Here is a 20,447-nt window from a genome sequence, read left to right on the forward strand (position 1 = left end):
GATACCAGCAGACGCCGCGGAACTGGCTCTGCCAGGCCGCAGGTGTCGCCCCCTGCAAGGGGGGAGGCGGCTACACGCAGTGAGCAAGCAACGGGGGTGTTCATACCAGTTCCAGTGTGCACCATTGTCCATAAGCCAGTGCACCCATCGGCCATTGGTCGGCACGCGCGACCTGGCGCAGGCCGCGCGCCAGCAGGTGTACCGCCCGCATGACGCCCGCGTGCGTGATCCACAGCGTGCCTGCCGGACCCTGCAATTCGTCGAAGGCAGAGGCGACGCGCGCCATCACCTGGCTGACGCTTTCTCCGTCGCCACCGACGGCGTAGTTCGCAAAGTCGTCGGTCCATGCCTGCAGCTCGGCCGGGGCAATGTCCTGCCAGGCGCGGCCTTCCCACTGGCCGAAATCCATTTCCTGCAGGCGCGGGTCTGATTCATAAGTCAAGTCGGGCCGCAGTCCTTGCAGAGTCCTAGACAGCTGCTCGCACCTTGCTAGCGGCGAGCTGGCGACGCGGCAGCCCTCAGGCAGCAAGCGGGTCAGCGACTGCGCACAGTGCGCCGTCGCGCCCGCATCGGCCGCCACCGGGTGCCGGCCGTAGCAAATGCCGGGCCCAATCAAGGGCTGCGCATGACGGACCAGCCAGAGCTTCATCGAGGAGAGGTCCTCCGGCGCATTTCTGAAGCGACAAGCGTGGGGGGCCTATCAAGGCAAGGTGGGGTCTTAACCCAGCAGGGGCCGCGGAACCGGCTTAGCCGGGCCGCAGGCGCAGCGGCCCCCTCGGGGGGCAGCGCAGTACGCGAAGCGACAGGCGTGGGGGCCAGGGTTTCGCCGCCGGGCCGCCCCAAGGCGAAATGCGCCCCCTCGGGGGGCAGCGCAGTACGCGAAGCGACAAGCGTGGGGGCCATATTCACAAACTAACGGCCAGACCCAGGTAGAAGGCGATTTCGCAGACCTGCTGCGTGGCGCCGAGGCAGTCGCCGGTGAAGCCCTGCAGGCGCCGTTTGAAGAGCGCCCCCATCCACAACAGCGCCAGCATGGCAAAGCTGCAGGCTGTTATCAAACTGATGGCATCCAGCGCCAGGCCTGCAAGGGCCAGCACGACAAATGACCAGATGAATGCGACCAGCAGGCTGCCCTGGGAAATCTGGTCGGCCAGCGGCTTGGACTTGGAGCTTGCAGTGTTGCCGACGTGCGGCAGCAGCCAGATCAGCAACAGCGGCAGGCCGCGCGAGACCACGTGGCCCGTCAGCAGCGCGGCGCAGATGTACCAATTGCTGAAAGGGGCGTCGTCCCCGCCCTCGGGAAGGCTGCCCTCGACCGAGCCCAGCATCGCCAGCAGGGCGACCTTGCCCAGCAGCGCCAGCATCAGCGCCATGGCGCCAAACGCACCCACGCGCGAGTCTTTCATGATCTCCAGCGCGCGGTCGCGGTCCTGGCTGCCGCCCAGGCCATCGGCCACATCGGCCAGCCCGTCTTCATGAAAACCGCCCGTCAACAGCACGGTGGCGGCGGTGGACAGGACGGTGGCCACCAGCGGTGTGAAGGGGGTGTCGGGCAGCAGGGCCTGCAATAACCAATACACCAGTGCCGCCAGTGTGCCAACCAGGATGCCGATGCCCGGAAAGTGGCCAGCGCTGGCGCGCAGCAGTTCGGGGCTGTAGCCTACCCAGTCGGCCAGCCGCCCCACGACGGGTATGCGGGTGAAGAACTGGACGGCGAGCAGGTACTCACGCACAAATTGGCTGATCAGGTTCATGGGGATGTCATGGCGGCGTTATGTTGGTGTCATGGCGACATCGTGGCGACATCCGGGCGCATTCAGGGGCTCTCCTTGCCGCTCACGCCGGCCGAGTCAAAGCTGGCCATCTCGTCCAGGAACAGCGCCGCCGACTGCACCAGCGGCCAGGCCAGCAGGGCGCCTGTGCCTTCTCCCAGCCGCAGGTCGAGTTCAAGCAGCGGCGTGGCCTTCAGGTGGGCCAGCAGCAGGCCGTGGCCACGCTCGGCTGAGCGGTGGCAGAACACCAGGTAGTCGCGCACCTGCGGCGCCAGGGCGTGGGCCACCAGCGCCGCGGCGCCGGCGATGAAACCGTCGACCAGCACGACGCGGCGTTCGCTGGCGGCCTGCAGCATCGCGCCGCACATCATGGCAATTTCAAAACCACCGAGCGCGGCGAGCGCGTCAAGCGGCCGCGTGGCGTCGGCGTGGCGTTCCAGGGCGCGCATCAGCACACCCTGCTTGTGCAGCAGCTGCGGGTCGGTCAGGCCCGTGCCGCGCCCTGTTGCGTCCTCCAGGCTGGCGCCGGCCAGCCGCGCAAACAGCAGGGCCGCCGCCGAGGTGTTGGCAATCCCCATTTCGCCCAGCGCCACCACGTTGCCCGGCAGGGCCCGCACGACGGCCATGCCCGCCTGAAGCGCCGCATGGGCTTCGGCCGGCGACATGGCGGGCTCGCTGCAGAGGTTGCGCGTACCGTGCGCGATCTTGCGCTGCAGCAGTTGCGGGTGTGCGGGCAGTTCAGCCGCGACGCCGGCGTCGACCACGTGCAGTGCAAAGCCATGCTGGCGGGCAAACACATTGACGGCTGCGCCGCCGGCCAGCATGTTGCCCACCATCTGCACGGTGACGGCCTGCGGATAGGCTGAAACGCCTTCTGCGGCAATGCCGTGGTCGGCCGCAAACACCACCATTTGCGGCTCGTGCAGCGTGACGGTCTCGCGGCGCTGGATCAGGCCCAGCTGCAGCGCCAGGCCTTCCAGCGCCCCCAGCGCGCCCAAGGGCTTGGTCTTGTGGTCGATCTTGTGCTGCAGCCGGTCTGCCAGCGCGGCATCGGCGATGGGCGCGATCGCCGGGATGTGCAGGGCCGGATGAGAAGAGGAGACAGGGGGGAAAGAGGTGGTGGCAGTCATCGGACACGGTTCTCGGTGATCAGCTGGAGGCAGGCCGGGCAGTAGCACGAGGCGGCGCTGGCGCTGTCAGCGCTTGCCTCTTTGCCCGCCGGGGAAGTTGAAGCAGGCACGGGCATCACGTGCGGCAGCTTGACGCACCAGCATTGCGCGTCGCCGGCCACCATGCCGCAGCGAAAGCCAGCGCCGCAGCGTGGGCACGTTGAGGTGGGGGACAAGCCGGTCCCGGGTGTTTCTGGTGATGGCGTGCTTTGTGATGTCATGCGTTGGTCCGCTCAGCTCTGTAGAAACAGCCGGTAGACGGGGTTGTCGGTTTCTTCCACGTGGGGGTAGCCCAGGGTGTCCAGGAAGGCCTTGAAGGCCTTGTTGTCGCTCTTGGGCACCTGCAGGCCCACCAGGATGCGGCCATAGTCGGCGCCCTGGTTGCGGTAGTGAAAGAGGCTGATGTTCCAGCCCGGCTGCATGCTGGACAAAAATTTCATCAGCGCGCCGGGCCGCTCGGGAAAGATGAAGCGCAGCAAGCGTTCGTCTTTGGACAGCGCGCTGTGCCCGCCCACCATGTGGCGGATATGCTCCTTGGCGAGCTCGTCATGCGTGAGGTCGAGCGCCTTGAAGCCGTGGCGGGAGAAGTTGGCTGCGATCTTGCTGCTCTCGCCCTTGGCCGAGGTGGTCAGCCCCACAAAGACATGGGCTTTCTCGTCGTCGCTGATGCGGTAGTTGAATTCGGTCACGCTGCGCGGGCCGCCGGGCAACTCGCCGATCAGCTCGCAAAAGTGCCGGAAGCTGCCGCGCTCTTCGGGAATCGTCACGGCAAACAGCGCCTCGCGCTCCTCGCCCACTTCGGCCCGCTCGGCCACAAAGCGCAGGCGGTCGAAGTTCATGTTGGCGCCGCACAAAATGGCGGCGTAGGTTTCGCCCTTGGTCTTGTGCGTGGCCACGTACTGCTTGATGGCGGCCACGGCCAGCGCGCCCGCAGGCTCCACGATGCTGCGCGTGTCCACAAACACGTCCTTGATGGCGGCGCACACCGCGTCGGTGTCCACGCTGATGAATTCGTCGACCAGCTCGCGGCTGATGCGAAAGGTTTCCTCGCCCACCAGCTTGACGGCCGTGCCGTCTGAAAACAGGCCCACGTCGTGCAGGGTCACGCGCTTTTTCGCGCTCACTGACTGCATCATCGCGTCGGAGTCGTTCATCTGCACGCCGATGACCTTGATCTCGGGTCGCACCGCCTTGATGTAGTTCGCAACGCCGGAAATCAGGCCGCCGCCGCCTATGGCCACAAACACCGCATCGAGCCGGCTGGAGCCCAGGCTTTGCAGCTGCATCAGGATTTCCATCGCAATCGTGCCCTGGCCGGCAATCACGTCCGGATCGTCAAATGGGTGCACAAAGGTCAGGCCGCGTTTTTTTTCCAGCAACACGGCATGGGCATAGGCATCCGAGTAGCTGTCGCCGTGCAGCACCACTTCTGCACCCCAGCCTTTGACCGCATCGATCTTGACCTGTGGCGTGGTCGTCGGCATCACTACGACGGCGCGGGTGCCGAGTTTTTGCGCGCTCAGGGCGACGCCTTGGGCATGGTTGCCGGCCGAGGCGCAAATCACGCCCTTTTTGAGCTGGGCGCTGCTGAGGTGCGCCATCTTGTTGTAGGCGCCGCGCAGCTTGAAGCTGAAGACGGGCTGCTGGTCTTCGCGCTTGAGCAGCACGGTATTGTTCAGCCGCCGGCCCAGGTTTTTCGCTGGCTCCAGGGCCGTTTCCAGCGCGACGTCATAGACCCGCGCGGTAAGGATTTTTTTCAGGTAATCGGCGGGCTTGAGGCCTTGCGCAGACACTTTGCGTGCGGTTTTGGCCGCTTGAGGGGAGGGGGGGGCAGCAGGGGGAGTGTGGGTTGGCATGTTTTTCTCGCAGTCCAACATCATAGTGGGCAAGAAAAAAGACCCAGACCTTGCGGTCTGGGCCTATAAATCCACCCTTAGAGGAGTGGAGGAGACAACCAGTGCAAAAATACAAAACCGCTATGGTTTGTTTTTGTATTGCTGCGATGATTTCAGTATAGCCGGAGCAATGCTGCGCTGCACAATATATGTGGCAAAAATTCGACATTTCCAGCGTTTTGGTTATAAATCTTTTGCATAAGGAATGATGTTTATGGAATGCACAGTGAGCTGGACAGGCCCCAGCGCAACGACCGGGTCACGTTCGGGCATGACGTTTCTGGCCGAAACCGGCAGCGGCCATACCCTGGTGATGGATGGAGCGCCCGATGCGGACAAGCCGGAAAACGGCGGTGCCAACCTGGCACCCCGGCCCATGGAGACCGTGCTGGCCGGCACCGGCGGTTGCACGGCCTATGACGTGGTATTGATACTCAAGCGCGGCCGCCACGATGTGCGGGGCTGCTCGGTCAAGCTCAGTTCCGAACGGGCGCCGACGGACCCCAAGGTGTTCACCAAAATCCACATGCATTTTGTCGTGACCGGGCGCGGCCTTGTCGCCAGCGCGGTCGAGCGCGCCATCGCCATGAGTCACGACAAATACTGCTCGGCCACCATCATGCTGGGAAAGACGGCCGACATCACCACCAGTTTTGAGTTGCAGGAGGTGTGAGCCGACGGGGCGCTCCCAAGGCGAATGGCACCGCAGCGCGTAGCGCGGAGGCTGCCCAAGGAGCACAGCCTGTTTTCAGGCTGTGGCCCATGCTCTCCAAGCATGTCATGCTGCTAAATCAGTAGCAAAAAGACGACTGGAGCGAACCCGGCTTCAGAGGTAATGGGCCGTGGTGGTCATGAGCCTGGCCGAGGCCTGCATCAGCGCCTTGACGGGTGCCGGCATGGGCATGGCGCCGGCGTTTTGCGCATCCTGCGCATGGCGGGCTTCATCATCTTTCATTTGCGCCACAATGGCCCGGGAGTCGTGGTCGCCTTCGGGCAGGCGTTCCAGGTGGCTGGCCAGGTGGGCTTCCACCTGCCGCTCGGTCTCCACGACAAACCCCAGGCTGACCCGGTCACCCAGGCGACCTGCCAGCAGCCCGAGGCCAAAGGCTCCGGCGTACCACAAGGGGTTGAGCAGCGAAGGCCGCGCGCCGAGCTCGTCCAGCCGTTCACGCGTCCAGGCCAGGTGATCGCCTTCTTCGCGGCTGGCCGCCAGGAAGTGCCGGCGCAGTGCCGGGTCCCGCGTGGTGAGGGCCTGCGCCGCGTAAAGCGCCTGCGCGCAGACTTCGCCCACATGGTTGACCCGCATCAGTGCGCCCGACAATGTCTTTTCCTGCGTGCTCAGTTCTGTGCGCTGGCCCGCCACGGTGGGGCAGGTACGGCTGGCCTGGGGTTTGGCAAAGAGGGTGCGCAGCGCGCCATCTGCAGCATTCAGCGCGGTATCGAGTGCGGGTGTCATGGCCTTTTCTCTCATCTGGACGGTGTATTCCAGCATGTTAGCGCGGTGTGACGGGCGGGGACAAGCGGTGTGCGGGTAGGGGCCCCGGCCGCCGGGAAGCAAAAAGAAAAAGCCCCCAAGAAAGGGGGCTTTTATGGCATTTGACCGTGAGGCCCGCCGTGGGTGAGCCCTTGCGGCGTTCCTGCGGTGTTTTTGCGGTTTTCCGGGGACGTGATCAGAACGTGTGACGGATACCGAAGGCGATGTTGGTGGAGTCGGTGCCCGCGGTAGACGTCACGCCGCCGAGGAAGCCGTTTCCGCCAGGAGCCGCCTGACCCAGGCCCTTGTTGTTGAAGCGGGTCAGCACCGCATTGAGGTTGGTGCGCTTGGACAGCGCATAGGTATAGGTCGCGCCGTAGGAGGTGGTGTCCGCATTGTTTGGGCGCTTGTCATCCAGCCGGTTGTAAGCCACCACGACCGTGTGAACACCACTGGTGACGCGGTAGCCGATGTGTATGAGGTTGGCGTCCTGCTTGAAGCCATTGATGTAGGCATTCTGGATCAGGGCGGCGTTCGCTGCGCCAACCGACGGGGCCACCGTCGCGGCGATAGTTGACAGGCCCGATGGGTTGTCGTCCTTGACCTTGGCATACTGGCCATACACGGTGCCGGGTCCCACATCGACCGTGGCGCCCAGGACGGTGTCAGTCAGGGATTTTTGACCCAGTTCGTTGTTGCGCGTGTTGTGAGCAACGCCCATCGAGAAGCCGCTGCCCTTGTACATCGCCATGCCGCCGAAGAAACGGCCCTTGGAATTGTCGCCGGCGACTTCGCCTGCGCCATACATCAGCGTGGCGGTCACACCGCTCATCTGAATGGCGTATTGGACGGTATTGCTCAGGCGAATATCGACGCTGGGCGGAAAGGTGGCGATCTGGCCCAGTGCCAGGCTCGACTGGGTCTGCGTTGCATCGAACGCTGCGCTGGTCAAATAGGCTGGCGTGTACTGGCGGCCAAAGGTGAATGCACCCACTGGCGTGATCAGGCCGGCAAAGGCCTGGCGGTCGAACAGGTTGCCGGCGATGTTCACACCGATCGTCGAGCCAATGCTGGCGCCAACGGAGTTCAGGACCGGCTGGAAGGCGCCAGGCAGGCCCATCAGCGCGGCGTTGCTCAGTCGATCAGGCAACTGGGCGCCGGAATTGGGCCGGTTGGTGACCGATCCGGTATCCAGTTCAAAGCGGTTTTCAAGGGTAAAAATGGCTTTGTAGCCGCCGCCGATATCTTCCGTGCCGCGAAGGCCAAAGCGCGAACCTTCCATGATGCCGCTGGCAATCGTGTTGACGCTGCCCTGCCGGAGACCCGATACGTGGTTGTAACCGCCGTCAAGAAGGCCGTAGATGGTCACGGTGCTTTGGGCTATCGCGGCCGTGGTGGACAACAGTCCCATCACTGCAGTGGCGACCAGGGTCAGTTTTTTCATGGAGTCTCCAAAAGTTCTAATTAACAAAAAACAAAAACAAAACAAAAGCAAAAAACGAAAGAAAAATAAGAGGTCAATATTTGCAATCGCCGTCGATTGCCCGGGCTGTTTCGACGAAGGCGAGATTAAGGGCGATGCGGAGAACCGTAAAGAGTGGCATTCCCCGGCTTATCGCTTCGGCGACAGGGGAAAACCCTTTGCCTGGCGGGGCTCCGGGATGTCAAAAAAGAGACATGGCGTTTGGCTGCTTTCCCGGGTTTTCTCCTTTGTTCTCCTCTGAAGCGGTGGGTCTTTTGGCCGTGCGTACCCGCACCGGCCACGTTTGTTTTTTGGGGCCGCAGAATCGGTTAGGCTTTTACCTCTAGTTTCCCGGTGGCGTGGCAGGCGTGCCACAGCCCTTGCGCGGATACCGCTGTCCGATTGGCGCCCTTGATTCAAACAGGGCTTTTGCCAAGGCTTTCAGCCCAGATTTAAACCGGCATCAGCAGTAGGAACTTTTGCACTACACGCGGTGCTGTGTTGTTTCAGTTCCACGGGGCAGAGGAAAGTTGTTGTGGGCATGCAACGAATGGCGAGTTTTTGGGCCGATTCTTTTGCGAAACAGGGCGGGGTCTGGTGCAATAGACCCAACTTCCCGAAAGGGGGTTGGCCCGGGTCTCTGGTGGAGCCGAAAAGCGCAAGCTGATTGGACCCCGTACCGGAGCCCTATGTTTAACCTTGGAGAAACTCTCAAATGAAAAAGACCCTTATCGCTTTGGCCGCACTCGGCGCAATGGCTGGTGCAGCACAAGCTCAGTCGACCGTGACCCTCTACGGTCTGCTCGACGCCAACTTCGGCAGCTACAAAACCAACGTTGCTGTTGGCACGGGCGCTACCGCTTCTGTTCAGAGCCTGAAACAGACCAAAATTGACGGCGGCGGCCTGAACGGCAACCGTTGGGGCCTGCGCGTTAGCGAAGACATCGGCGGCGGCATGGCTGTCATTGGTAACATCGAGAGCGGTTTCAACATCGACACCGGTGCTTCCGCACAGGGCGCCCTGTTTGGCCGTAAAGCTGTTGTCGGTCTGACCGGCGGCTTCGGTACCGTGACCCTGGGTCGCAACACCAGCTCCTACGACGACGTGGCTGCTGACCACGCCATGATGGGCGCAACGATTTTTGATCCGTCCAACACCAACAACGGCAACAGCGCAGCTACTGCCGAAGCAGCTGTTCTGGGCCTGGTGGCACCGACCACCGCTGGCGCTACTGCACTGGCTTCTTTCGTTGGTCGCAACACGACCTGGATCGGCTACAACAGCCGTTTCAACAACAGCGTGAAATACGCCAGCCCCAGCTTTGGCGGCTTCAGCGGCGGCCTGATGTACAGCCTGGGCGAAGACAAGACCAACACGACTGGCGCCAGCAAAACCGTTTCGGCTAACCTGAAGTTCGCCAACGGCCCTCTGCTGATCTCCGGTGGTTACCAGTCTGAAGCCACGAGCCGTACCGCTACGGCCAAGCCTGCTCTGGAAAACACCCTGTTGAACGTTGCTTACAACTTCGGCGTGGCTAAAGTTGGCGTTGGTTTCAACCGTGCCAAGTACAAAGACCTCACGGTCCTGGGCGTGACTGGCGATCTGGAAGCACAGAAAGAAGTTAGCTTGAGCGTTGCAGTGCCTTTGGGCGCTACGACCCTGAGCGCTGGTGTTGCCCGTTCCAAGGGTGACGATCTGGGCAAGAGCACCGGCTTCGGTGTCCAGGCTCTGTACTCTTTGAGCAAGCGCACGACCCTGTACGCAGGCGCCCTGAGCACCAAGGCTTACGGCGATCTGGCTGACGCTATCAAAGTGGTTTACCCAACCAGCAACATCGGTCGCACCACGACCTACGCCGCTGGCCTTCGCCACACGTTCTAATCTGAGGCTGGCTTGAGCCAGCTTTTGATGAAAACCTAAAAGCCGTTTCGGGGAAACCCGAGGCGGCTTTTTTTATGGATGAGGGTAAATAAGGTAAACGCAATGTGGCCGAAGACGTTTTGTCATGGTTGCGGGTGATTTTTCAACCTTGCGAGGACGTCCTGTTCCCCAGGCACCTGTTGAGCCTTGTTGAGATCACCCAGCGCCCCTCTCAACCCTTCTCTAATCTTCCAACCAGTCGGCAACCAGTCTGCACCCTTATGTTATTGCCTGATTTTTGTTCACCCGGTCTGCTGCCGCGCCTGGGCGCCGTGCTTTCGCTGTGCCTGCTGACGGCCTGCGCAGGGGTGGCGCCCGTTGAACGTGCGGCTGATCAGGATGTGGAGTGGGTGTCTACCTTGCGCGCCAATGGGGCGCCTTCAAGCAGTCCCGTCATGTGGCAGCACTGTACTTTTCCGGGTAAAAAGCCCACACACTATCGCGCCCTGCGCATCGATGGCCGTCACGCCGTCCAGAGCGACTCGAGCAGTGCAGCCAGCATGTTGCGGCAGAGCCTGCGTGTTGAACCAGGCGAGCTCGGCCGGCTTGGCTTTTCCTGGAAGGCGACGGCGCTGATTACCGGGGCGGACCTGACCCAGCGTGAGAGTGGCGACTCGCCGGTGCGGCTGGTGCTGGCCTTTGAGGGTGACCGTTCGAAGCTTTCCGCCAAAGACGCCATGTTGTCGGAACTGGCGCTGGCATTGACCGGCGAGCCGATGCCCTATGCGACCCTGATGTATGTCTGGGCAAACCACCGCCCGACCGGGACCGTGATTGTCAATTCGCGCACAGACCGCATCCGCAAGCTGGTGCTTGAATCGGGGCCGGAGCGGCTCGGCCGCTGGCTCGACTACGAGCGCGATATTCACGCCGATTATGAAAAAGCGTTTGGCGAGGCACCCGGTGCACTGGTGGGCATCGCCATCATGACGGACACCGACAACACCCGGCAAGAGACCCGGGCATGGTATGGCCCGGTTACCTTGCTCGCCAAGCCTGTGCAATCCGCGGTGGCCGATTTCGCCTCGAGCGGAACTGCCGATAGCGCGCTCAAGCCCTGAGGGGCTGCCAGCAATAGTTGTGTAGCCGCGTAGCTGTAACACCCTCCCAACCGTTGTAAACCCCATGACCGCAACTGCGATTTACATAAGCTCAACACGGTCTTCATGGCTCACCGCTAGTATTGGTATTTGCTGAACCGAGGATCCATCCCCATGCGCGCTCCGGCCACTATTGATGCAGCCTCCCTTGCCATCGCATCTGACGCTACTGCATCTGACGCTACTGTTTCCGCCGTTACTTCAGTGCACGCCGACCGCCCGCGCCAGCTGCGCGCCAGCGGCCGGGCCTTTGCACAAATCTCGCAATTCCATCCTGAGCTGACGGCCTTTCGTCGGGACCTGCACGCCCACCCCGAACTGGGCTTTGAAGAGGTCTATACCTCGAGCCGCGTGGCGCATGCGCTCAAGTTATGCGGTGTGGATGAAGTACACACCGGCATTGCCAAAACGGGTGTGGTCGCCGTCATCAAGGGCCAGCAGACCGGCACGCCTTTCACGTCCGGCGCCCGGCCCATGGTGGCTTTGCGCGCCGACATGGATGCGCTGCCCATGACGGAGCACAACGAGTTTGGCTGGAAGTCCTCCAAAACCGGGCTGATGCATGGCTGTGGCCACGATGGCCACACCACCATGCTGGTGGGGGCCGCCCGCTACCTGGCCGAAACACGCCACTTTGCCGGTGATGCGGTGCTTATTTTCCAGCCGGCGGAGGAGGGGCGTGGCGGGGCAGAGGCCATGATCAATGCCGGACTGTTCGAGCGCTTCCCGGTGCAATCGATTTACGCCATGCACAACTGGCCCGCGATGCAGCCCGGCACCATTGGCATCAACCCCGGTCCGATGATGGCCGCGGCCGACCGCGTCACCATCGAGATCACCGGCAAAGGCGGCCATGGCGCGCATGCCTACCTCACGGTCGATCCGGTGCTGGTGGCCGCTCACATCATCACGGCGGTGCAGAGCATCGTCTCGCGCAACGTGAAGGCCATGGACAGCGCAGTGATCAGCCTCTGTGCCATGCACGCGGGTGACCCCGGGGCCATGAGCGTGGTGGCCGGCAGCGCGACGCTGGTGGGTACCGTGCGCACGTTCAGGCCCGATGTGCAGAACCTGGTGGAGCGGCGCCTCCAGGATTTGTGCGCTTCGGTGGCGCAGGGCTTTGGCGCCATCGCCACCGTGACCTACGAACGCATTTACCCGGCCACCATCAATTCACCGGCCGAGTACACGCTGGCGACCGCCGTGGCCGACCAGCTCGTCGGCCCGGAAAACGTGGTGCGTGACCTGGAGCCCAGCATGGGTTCGGAAGATTTCTCTTTCATGCTCAAGGTCAAGCCGGGCGCCTACCTGCGCCTGGGGCAGGGCGAGCAGATTCCGGATGGCAAGGGCGCCAGCATTGGCGGCGTGGGCAGCCGCTTCTTGCACAACAGCTGCTACGACTTCAACGACAGCGTGCTGCCGCTGGGCTCGGCCCTTTTTGCGGGGATTGTGGAGCGCTCGCTGCCGCTCAAGCCTCAGGCGGTATGACCTCCTCTCCCTCCGGGAGAGTGCAGACGGCATGACTCCCTCTCCCCTTGGGAGAGGGCAGGGGTGAGGGCTTGCGGCGGTTGAAAAAATCCGGCCCTTTTCCCAGGCAGCGGCCCTCACCCCAACCCTCTCCCAGAGGGAGAGGACGTAAGCAATGCGAGGGGCCGGCCTCAGGCGTAGCGCTTGTTGCGCAGGTTGTTTTTCATTTCCTTGAGCAGCGGCTGCAGCTTGGCCCCTATGCGCAGCGCCACGCAGGTGGCCAGGATGTCGATGATCATCAGGTGCATCAGGCGGGACACCATGGGGCTGTAGCGGTCGTAGCCTTCGGGGTGGTCGGCCGCCAGGTGAATGTTGCCTGCGGCCGCCAGCGGCGAACCGGTCACGGTGATGACAATCGTGGTCGCGCCGTTCTTGCGGGCAATGTCGCAGGCATCCATCAGGTCGCGGGTGCGGCCCGAGTTGGAAATCACCACCACGCAGTCGCCGGGGCCCAGCAGCGAGGCGCTCATGACCTGCATGTGGCCGTCGCTGTAGGCGATGCTGGTGATGCCCAGCCTGAAGAACTTGTGCTGCGCATCCTGCGCCACGATGCCGGAATTGCCCACCCCGAAAAACTCGATGCGCTTGCCGGTGTTGTAAGTGGCCAGCAGCGCCTCGGTGGCTTTCTCAATGGCCACCGAACTCGCATCGTTGCGGTACTTCAGGAACGCGGCCACGGTGTTGTCGATGACCTTCACGAGCACATCGCTGGTCTTGTCATCGGCATCCACGCTGCGGTGAATGAACGGTACGCCCTCACTCACGCTGCCCGCCAGCTTGAGCTTGAAATCCGACAGGCCGTCGTAACCCATGCTGCGGCAAAAGCGCACCACCGTCGGTTTGCTGACGTGGGAGCGGTTGGCCAGTTCGGTGATGGGCAGGTTGGCAAACGCCCGCGGATCAGTCAGCACCAGCCGGCCGACCCGCTGTTCCGCAGGCGCCAGCGAGGGCAGGGAGGCTTTGATTCGGTCAAGCATCTTGGCCCCCACGGTCGTTCACTTCGTGTAACTCCCTGCCCCCCGGGGGGGCCGCTGCGCCTGCGGTCTGGCAAAGCCAGTCCCGCGGCCCCGGCTTGCCGTATGCATCCCTACGAAGGCTTGCTGCGTGTGGCGCTCTGCACGTTGCAAGTCGCTGGCCCTCAAAACACCAGTCCGAGCCGCGGAACCGGCTTTGCCGGGCCGCAGGCGCAGTGGCCCCCTCGGGGCTGGAGCGCGCGGCTCCAAGCCTGCCTGCGCAGGCTTGGACGGGCGACAGAGGCGAAGCGTCTCGCGAGCCGCGGCCTGCAGGGCCTCGCGAACCACACGCAGTGGGGAGCGTGGGGGCTAACATTCCTCGCTCCAGCAGTACCCGTCCCGGGCAATCATGGCGCTCGCCGCGCTGGGTCCCCATGTGCCTGCCGCGTAGGGGCGGGGTCCGGCTGGTTGGCTGTTCCAGCTGTCCAGAATGGGTTCGACCCAGCGCCAGGCTTCCTCCTGCTCATCGCTGCGCACAAAGAGGTTGAGCCGTCCGGCGATCACGTCGAGCAGCAGCCGCTCGTAGGCGCCCACGCGCTCCGCGCCGAATCGCTTGTCGAAGTCCAGGTCGAGCTGCACCGGCACCAACGAGGGGGTGCCGCGGTCATGGCGCTGGTGCGAGCCCTGGGCCAGCAGATGCAGTTCCAGGCCGTCCTTGGGCTGCAGGTTGATCACCAGGCGGTTGCCGACATTCGACTCCACCAGGGGGGACTTGAAAATGGCGTGTGGCGCCGGCCGGAAGTTCACCTCGATGTGCGCATCCCGACCCGCCAGCCGCTTGCCGGTACGGATGTAAAACGGCACGCCCGCCCAGCGCCAATTGGCAATCTCGGTACGCAGCGCCACAAAGGTCTCGGTGGTGCTGTCGAGGGGCACCCCCTTTTCGTCGCGGTAGGCGGGCACGGCCTCGCCGTCGATGTTGCCCGCGGCGTACTGGCCGCGCACGACGTGCTGGCTCAGGGTTTCCGGCGTCCAGGCCTTGAGCGATCGCAGCACCTTGAGCTTTTCATCGCGGATCGCATCGGCGTGCGAGTTGATGGGCGGCTCCATGCCAATGGCGCACAACAATTGCAGCGCATGGTTTTGCACCATGTCGCGCAGCGCCCCGGTGCTGTCGTAGAACGCGCCGCGTTTTTCAACCCCCAGGTCTTCGGCAATCGTGATCTGGATGTTGGCAATCGTCTCGCGGCGCCACAGCGGCTCAAACAGCGAGTTGCCAAAGCGCAGTGCAAACAGGTTTTGCACCGATGGTTTGCCCAGGTAATGGTCAATGCGGAAGATTTGATCTTCCTGCAGCACGCTGCGCACCGTCTTGTTGATGGCGCGGTTGGAGGCGAGGTCATGACCCAGCGGCTTTTCAAGCACCACGCGTGTCTGCGGCCCATTCAGGCCTGCGGCGGCAATCTGCTCGCACACCGTCGTGAAGAGGCTGGGGGCGGTTGCCACATACATCACCACCACCTCGGCCGGCCGCTGCTGCAGTCGGGCCGCAAGTTGCGCATAGTCGGCCGGGTTGGACAAGTCCATGCGCAGGTAGCCGAGCAGCGCCGCAAAGCGCGAAAACTCCTCCTCGCTGGGCCGCTTGGCCAGCTCGACGTGGTCGAAACGGGCCTTGATCAGGGCGCGGTATTGGTCGTCGGACAGATCGTCGCGTGCCACGCCCACAATGCGCGCCCCCGTGGGTAGCGAGCCGTGGCGAAAGGCCTGAAACAGCGCGGGCATGATTTTCCGCCACACCAGATCGCCGGTGCCGCCAAACAGGATGAGGTCAAAACTCATGAAAACCTTGATAAGGAGATTAGTCGGAAGTGCGGGAGGCTAGCGAAAGTCGCCCACGTCGTTCTTGTAATTTAGTTTCACATTTATTCGGCATAATGGTAACTCAAACAGGCAGTCTTCTTACATCGCTTTTTACCCCTGTCACCTACACTTTTGGCCATGAATCAGCTCGAATCCCTCAAACAATTCACCACCGTGGTCGCCGATACCGGTGACTTCAGGCAACTGGGCCAGTTCAAGCCGCAGGACGCCACCACGAATCCCTCGTTGATCCTCAAGGCGGTGCAAAAAGCCGACTACCAGCCCCTGCTCAAGGAGACGGTGGCCCGGTTCAAGGGCCGGCCGCTCGATGAAGTCATGGACCGGCTGCTGGTGCGCTTTGGCTGTGAAATCCTCTCCATCATCCCGGGACGTGTGTCCACCGAAGTCGATGCCCGCCTGAGCTTTGATGCCAATGCCAGCTATACGCGCGGCGAGCGCATCGTCGAGCTGTACCAGGCCGAGGGCATTCACATTGATCGCGTGTTGATCAAGGTGGCCGCCACCTGGGAGGGCATCCAGGCGGCTGAAAGGCTGGAGCGGCGCGGCATCCATACCAACCTGACGCTGCTGTTTTCGTTCTGCCAGGCGGTGGCCTGCGGCCAGGCCAAGGTGCAGCTGATTTCGCCCTTTGTGGGCCGCATTTACGACTGGTACAAAAAGTCGGCCGGCGCCGCCTGGGACGAGACCGCCAATGCAGGCGCCAACGACCCCGGCGTGAAATCGGTGCGCCAGATCTACAACCATTACAAGCACTTCGGCATTGCCACCGAGGTCATGGGCGCGAGTTTCCGCAATGCGGGCCAGATCACCGCGCTCGCGGGCTGCGACCTGCTGACCATCAGTCCCGAACTGCTGGCCCAGCTGGCCGCGTCCGATACGCCGCTGGCCCGCTCGCTCGACGCCGGGGCGGCCAGGTCGCTGGACCTGCCAGCGGTGAATTACGACGAAACCGGTTTCCGCTATGCGCTCAACGAAGACGCCATGGCCACCGAGAAGCTGGCCGAAGGCATACGCGCGTTTGCCGCCGATGCGGTGAAGCTCGAACAGCTTTTGATCGCTGCGTGAGATGATCATGACCCGTTTGCGTTGTGACCAAACCCCGGCCTGGGCTGCGCTGCAGGCCTGCTTTGAAGCCGGTGGAAAAACCTTCGATCTGCGTCAGGCGTTTGCCAGCGATGCGGAGCGGTTTGCCCGCTTCAGCCAGGAAGCGCCCTACGTTTTTGCCGACCTCTCCAAAAATCTTCTGGATGCCACCAGCCACGCGCTGTTGCTGGATTTGGCAGTTCAATGCCAGCTGGAGCAGCACCGTGACGCCATGTTTGCCGGCGACAGGATCAACAGCACCGAACAACGCGCGGTGATGCATTTCCTGTTGCGACAACCGGCCCCTCCCGGCCAACAACAGGCGCCCTCGGCTATAAACGACATGGCTCAGGAGCTGGGCCAGGTCCACACTACGCTGGACGCCATGCTGGCCTATGCGGAACAGCTGCGCACCGACGACGTGATAACTGACGTCGTCAACATCGGCATCGGCGGCTCGGACCTGGGGCCACAAATGGCGGTGTTGGCACTGGGCGAATTTGCCACCACGGGCAAGCGCTTTCACTTCGTCTCCAACGTCGATGGCCAGGAACTGGCCGGCGTGCTGGCGCAATGCAAGCCGCACAGCACGCTGTTCCTGATTGCGTCCAAGACCTTCACCACCACCGAAACCATGAGCAATGCGCATTCCGCAAAGCGCTGGTTTGAGGCGGGCGGCGGCCGCGACATCAACCGGCATTTCGCCGCACTGACGACCAACGTCGTGGCGGCCAATGCGTTTGGCATACGCACCACCTTCGGTTTTTGGGACTGGGTGGGTGGCCGCTACTCGCTGTGGTCGGCCATCGGTCTGCCGATTGCCATGGCGATTGGCGCAGCCGGCTTTCGCGAGTTGCTGGCCGGCGCCCACGCGATGGACGAGCACTTTCGCACGGCAGCGCTGGCGCACAACCTGCCGGTGCGCCTCGGCCTGCTCGATGTCTGGTACCGCAATTTCCACGGCTTCGGCAGCCGCAGCATCGCACCCTACAGCAGCGCCTTGCGGCGCCTGCCGGCGTACTTGCAGCAGCTGGAAATGGAGAGCAACGGCAAGCGCGTGGATGTGGATGGCCAGCCCCTGCCGTTTGCGACGGCGCCGGTGCTGTGGGGCGAGCCCGGCACCAACGGCCAGCATGCCTATTTCCAGATGCTGCACCAGGGCACTTCCGTGGTGCCGGTGGAGTTCGTGGCAGTCAAAAAGGCGGTGCATGGCCTGCCCGGGCACCATGAACAATTGCTGGCCAATGTGCTGGCACAGGCGCAGGCGCTGATGCAGGGCAAAAACGACGAGGGTGGTCACAGGCATTTTCCCGGCAACCGGCCCAGCACCTTCCTGCTGCTGGACCAACTCACGCCCGCCAGCCTTGGCGCATTGATTGCCCTGCAGGAGCACCGCGTGTTTGTGAGCGGTGCCATCTGGGGCATCAACAGTTTTGACCAGTGGGGTGTTGAGCTCGGCAAGGTGTTGGCCAAAAACATCGAGCCGCGTTTGCACAGCGGGGATGTATCGGGGCTTGACGGCTCTACGGCCGGGCTGTTGCAGCGTCTGCGTTAGGTCGCGGTAGCGAGGGCCTCAGTCTTGCGCATATCATGGCGCGGGGAACTTACCCCGGTATCAATCCTGTGAGGAGGACACGCGCCATGAATTTCGGTCAAGCCATTTCCACCTGCCTTTCCAAGTACGCGCAATTTTCAGGTCGCGCATCGCGCCCTGAATTCTGGTGGTTCTTTCTGTTCCAGGTTCTGGTGTCGGTTGCCGCCTCGATGGCGAGCGAGTTGCTCAACGGGCTGATGGTGCTGGGCTTGCTGCTGCCGGCACTGGCTGTGGGCACGCGCCGCTTGCACGATATTGGCAAAAGTGGGTGGTGGCAGCTGATCATGCTCACCGGCATCGGTTATTTCCTGCTGATTTACTGGTGGGTGCAGCCTGCGTCTGACGACGCCGGTGTTTACGACGCGGCCTCGGCCTGAAGATTCAACATTCATGAAAAAAGGGTTGCGGCGTGTAAGCGCTGCGGCCCTTCGGACCTGGCCTGCCTTGGGGGATCAGCGGCTTGCGGGCATCGGCCGGCATGGGGCGTGCTTATATTCCTGCCGCCCCTGTATGCCTATGCCGCGGTGATGAGGTTAGCCCTAGTAGCCAATGCGACTGGATCGCGATTCAATCCAATCCTTTTGGCGACCTTTTTTTGGCGATTCTTTTTGGCCTGATGCTTAATTATTCTTTCTAATATTTCATGCAAAAACCAATCCGTTACAGCCTGACCGCCGCAGCCTGCCTTCTGGCCTTTTCGGCCCAGGCCCAGCTCATCAGCAATCTCTACTCTATTGGCGACAGCTTGAGCGACGCCGGCACGTATGCGCCGACCACGCAATTGTTTGTGCCCGGTTCCGGCCGCTTCACCACCAACCCGGGGCTGGTCTGGACGCAGTACCTGGGCCAGTCGCTGGGACTTTCCAGCGAGGCGGCGATCGTCAACCAGGGTGGCGCACCCACGCGGACTCCCAACGGCGGAACCAACTACGCACAGGGTGGCTCGCGGGTTTTGCTGAGTCCTGGCGTGGGGGTCGGAGCCGGCGTCTGGTTCACGGCCGACCCGGTCAGCAGCCAGGTTGACCGTCTGCTGGCCGACACCGGCGGCCGCATTGACGGCAAGGCCTTTGTCACGGTCTGGGCCGGAGCCAACGACATATTTACCCAATACGGCGCGGTGGGCTTGGGCTTGCCGGTGCCCTCGGCGCTGGTCAATGTCGGCACCTCGGCCGGTGACCTGAACGCCCAGATCATGCGCCTGCAGGCGGCAGGGGCCAAACTGATCCTCGTCAACACGCTGCCGGATCTGGGCGTCACGCCATTCGGACTTTCGCAAGGGCCTGCGGGCGCCGGCTTGCTGACGGCGATGTCTGACACCTTCAACCAGCAACTGCTACAGGCCACCGTCGGGCGCAATGTGCTGGTGTTTGACACCAACAGGGTGCTCAACGATCTGCGCGCGCGGCCTGCTGCCTACGGTTTTACCGCGCTGAATGCTGCGACCCAGCCGGCCTGCCTGCCGCCCGGCAGCTCATCGCTCCTGTGCGTCAATCCCCCGGAGGCCGATACCTATGTGTTCGCCGATGGGGTGCATCCGACCTCGGCAACGCACAAGATTTTTGCCCAGGTGACGCTGGCAAGCATGCGTGCCGCGGGCCAGAACAGCACGCTGGCGGTGGCGCCGCTGGTCGCCATCCGGCAACATGCGCAGACGCTGGAAGGGCGCCTGACATCGGGTGCGCTGTTGGTCGGCCAGTCCGACGACAGCAAAATCGTGCTTCGCCCAAAGGGCCATCTTGAGATGTACACCGCGCTGGAGAGCGGCCGCTTCGGGGCTTCGACGCTGGGCGTGCGGATGGGCAATGAAGCCAAAACCACCGTGGCGCTGGTCGGCGGCGACATCACGCTGGCGCCCAATGCACTGGCCGGGCTGGTGCTGTCGCATGCGGATGGCGATTTGTCATTCTCGGAAAACACCGGCGGCTTCAAAACCCGGCTCACCACCATGGGGGCCTACGCCACCGTGGCCTTGTCGCCCGAGTGGTACCTGAATGCGGCACTGGCTTATGGCGATATTGACTTTGACAACGTTCACCGCGATGTCCGGCTGGGGTCGACGCAGTTGCTGGTTTCCTCGACGGGACAAACGACCGGCAACTATGCGTCAATGCGCGTGGGCGGCGGCTACATCGTGAAGTCGGGCCGCTTTTCTGGCGGCCCTACGCTGTCGCTGACCGAGGAAAGCGTGAAGGTGAAGGCTTACACCGAAGCGCCCGGTCCGCTGGCCTTCAGTTTTGGCGACACCACCTACAAATCCCGGCGTGTGTCGCTGGGGTTCAATGGCACTTACGACATGGGGCGCATCAAGCCGTTCGCCCGTGTCAGCCTGGAAAAAGACCTGAACCATGACCCCCTGCGCGTGACGATGGGCAGCTATGCGAGCAACACCATCACCGTCGATGGCGACAGGCCGGACGGCCAGTTTGCACTGGCGACGCTGGGTGTCAAGGGCTTGCTGGGCGGTGGCATGCAATGGAACTTGCTGTACAGCACCACTTTGTCGCAAAGCGACATCCGCGGCTGGTCGGTGGGCGCAGCCCTGCAGATACCTTTTTAGCCAGACCTCCGAAGTTCTGCGCACGGACGCATAAAAAAGGCCGCGGGGCGAAAGCACCG

19 protein-coding genes are annotated in these 20,447 nt (G+C 62.9%); 10 read left to right on the forward strand and 9 right to left on the reverse strand.

Annotated features, from left to right (window positions below; all coding sequences use genetic code 11):
• Positions 1 to 100: 100 nt before the first annotated feature.
• The 5 genes from AC1DS5_RS07485 to ilvA all read right to left on the reverse strand — a co-directional run bounded on the left by AC1DS5_RS07485 (position 101) and on the right by ilvA (position 4,797).
• Entirely contained in the window at positions 101 to 649 is a 549-nt protein-coding gene (locus AC1DS5_RS07485) for a histidine phosphatase family protein (RefSeq protein WP_477717623.1), read from the reverse strand.
• Positions 650 to 905: 256 nt separating this feature from the next.
• Positions 906 to 1,754, reverse strand: coding sequence for an adenosylcobinamide-GDP ribazoletransferase (locus AC1DS5_RS07490; RefSeq protein WP_477717624.1), 849 nt, complete (start codon positions 1,752 to 1,754; stop codon positions 906 to 908).
• A gap of 62 nt (positions 1,755 to 1,816) precedes the next feature.
• Positions 1,817 to 2,902, reverse strand: coding sequence for a nicotinate-nucleotide--dimethylbenzimidazole phosphoribosyltransferase (gene cobT / locus AC1DS5_RS07495; protein ID WP_477717625.1), 1,086 nt, complete (start codon positions 2,900 to 2,902; stop codon positions 1,817 to 1,819).
• Positions 2,899 to 3,162: a cysteine-rich CWC family protein gene (locus AC1DS5_RS07500; protein WP_477717626.1), complete on the reverse strand. Its 264-nt coding sequence runs from the start codon at positions 3,160 to 3,162 to the stop codon at positions 2,899 to 2,901. Before AC1DS5_RS07500 ends, cobT begins: the two co-directional genes overlap by 4 nt.
• A gap of 12 nt (positions 3,163 to 3,174) precedes the next feature.
• On the reverse strand, positions 3,175 to 4,797 hold the full coding sequence (ilvA, locus tag AC1DS5_RS07505) for a threonine ammonia-lyase, biosynthetic (protein ID WP_477717627.1): 1,623 nt from the start codon (positions 4,795 to 4,797) through the stop codon (positions 3,175 to 3,177).
• Between ilvA and AC1DS5_RS07510 the strand changes: the two genes are divergently transcribed.
• Positions 4,796 to 5,038, forward strand: a complete 243-nt coding sequence (locus tag AC1DS5_RS07510) for a hypothetical protein (protein ID WP_477717628.1) — start codon at positions 4,796 to 4,798, stop codon at positions 5,036 to 5,038. The genes ilvA and AC1DS5_RS07510 overlap by 2 nt on opposite strands.
• A 12-nt stretch (positions 5,039 to 5,050) precedes the next feature.
• Complete coding sequence (locus AC1DS5_RS07515) at positions 5,051 to 5,509, forward strand: OsmC family protein (protein WP_477717629.1); 459 nt, start codon at positions 5,051 to 5,053, stop codon at positions 5,507 to 5,509.
• Positions 5,510 to 5,662: 153 nt separating this feature from the next.
• Here AC1DS5_RS07515 and coq7 read toward each other — a convergent pair whose 3' ends face one another.
• Both coq7 and AC1DS5_RS07525 read right to left on the reverse strand, forming a co-directional pair.
• Positions 5,663 to 6,292: a 2-polyprenyl-3-methyl-6-methoxy-1,4-benzoquinone monooxygenase gene (gene coq7, locus AC1DS5_RS07520; protein WP_477717630.1), complete on the reverse strand. Its 630-nt coding sequence runs from the start codon at positions 6,290 to 6,292 to the stop codon at positions 5,663 to 5,665.
• 214 nt (positions 6,293 to 6,506) lie between these two features.
• A complete protein-coding gene (locus AC1DS5_RS07525; RefSeq protein ID WP_477717631.1) occupies positions 6,507 to 7,754 on the reverse strand; it encodes a porin in 1,248 nt (415 codons plus the stop codon).
• Between AC1DS5_RS07525 and AC1DS5_RS07530 the strand changes: the two genes are divergently transcribed.
• The 4 genes from AC1DS5_RS07530 (at position 7,753) to AC1DS5_RS07545 (ending at position 12,281) form a co-directional block, all read left to right on the forward strand.
• Positions 7,753 to 8,034 (forward strand): hypothetical protein, encoded by a 282-nt coding sequence (locus AC1DS5_RS07530; protein WP_477717632.1) that lies wholly within the window; start codon positions 7,753 to 7,755, stop codon positions 8,032 to 8,034. The genes AC1DS5_RS07525 and AC1DS5_RS07530 overlap by 2 nt on opposite strands.
• A 474-nt stretch (positions 8,035 to 8,508) precedes the next feature.
• Positions 8,509 to 9,654, forward strand: coding sequence for a porin (locus AC1DS5_RS07535; RefSeq protein WP_477717633.1), 1,146 nt, complete (start codon positions 8,509 to 8,511; stop codon positions 9,652 to 9,654).
• Between the two features lie 104 nt (positions 9,655 to 9,758).
• Positions 9,759 to 10,754 carry a DUF3047 domain-containing protein gene (locus AC1DS5_RS07540; RefSeq protein WP_477717634.1) on the forward strand — a complete coding sequence of 332 codons (996 nt, stop codon included), beginning with the start codon at positions 9,759 to 9,761 and terminating at the stop codon, positions 10,752 to 10,754.
• A gap of 153 nt (positions 10,755 to 10,907) precedes the next feature.
• A complete protein-coding gene (locus tag AC1DS5_RS07545; protein ID WP_477717635.1) occupies positions 10,908 to 12,281 on the forward strand; it encodes a M20 aminoacylase family protein in 1,374 nt (457 codons plus the stop codon).
• 170 nt (positions 12,282 to 12,451) lie between these two features.
• Here the strand turns inward: AC1DS5_RS07545 and AC1DS5_RS07550 are convergent, their stop codons facing one another.
• The gene (locus AC1DS5_RS07550; RefSeq protein WP_477717636.1) at positions 12,452 to 13,297 is read right to left on the reverse strand and encodes a MurR/RpiR family transcriptional regulator; all 846 of its coding nucleotides are present in this window, start codon (positions 13,295 to 13,297) and stop codon (positions 12,452 to 12,454) included.
• 345 nt (positions 13,298 to 13,642) lie between these two features.
• Positions 13,643 to 15,112, reverse strand: coding sequence for a glucose-6-phosphate dehydrogenase (gene zwf / locus AC1DS5_RS07555; RefSeq protein ID WP_477717637.1), 1,470 nt, complete (start codon positions 15,110 to 15,112; stop codon positions 13,643 to 13,645).
• A gap of 159 nt (positions 15,113 to 15,271) precedes the next feature.
• On the opposite strand from zwf, the gene tal reads away from it, so the two are divergent.
• From tal to AC1DS5_RS07575, 4 genes are all read left to right on the forward strand, one after another.
• Entirely contained in the window at positions 15,272 to 16,219 is a 948-nt protein-coding gene (gene tal, locus AC1DS5_RS07560; protein ID WP_477717638.1) for a transaldolase, read from the forward strand.
• Positions 16,220 to 16,226: 7 nt separating this feature from the next.
• Positions 16,227 to 17,792, forward strand: coding sequence for a glucose-6-phosphate isomerase (gene pgi / locus AC1DS5_RS07565; RefSeq protein WP_477717639.1), 1,566 nt, complete (start codon positions 16,227 to 16,229; stop codon positions 17,790 to 17,792).
• Positions 17,793 to 17,878: 86 nt separating this feature from the next.
• Positions 17,879 to 18,208 (forward strand): DUF805 domain-containing protein, encoded by a 330-nt coding sequence (locus AC1DS5_RS07570; protein WP_477717640.1) that lies wholly within the window; start codon positions 17,879 to 17,881, stop codon positions 18,206 to 18,208.
• 266 nt (positions 18,209 to 18,474) lie between these two features.
• Complete coding sequence (locus AC1DS5_RS07575; RefSeq protein WP_477717641.1) at positions 18,475 to 20,388, forward strand: autotransporter domain-containing protein; 1,914 nt, start codon at positions 18,475 to 18,477, stop codon at positions 20,386 to 20,388.
• Positions 20,389 to 20,447: the final 59 nt, after the last annotated feature.

The organism is Polaromonas sp. P4_H1, assembly GCF_056400945.1.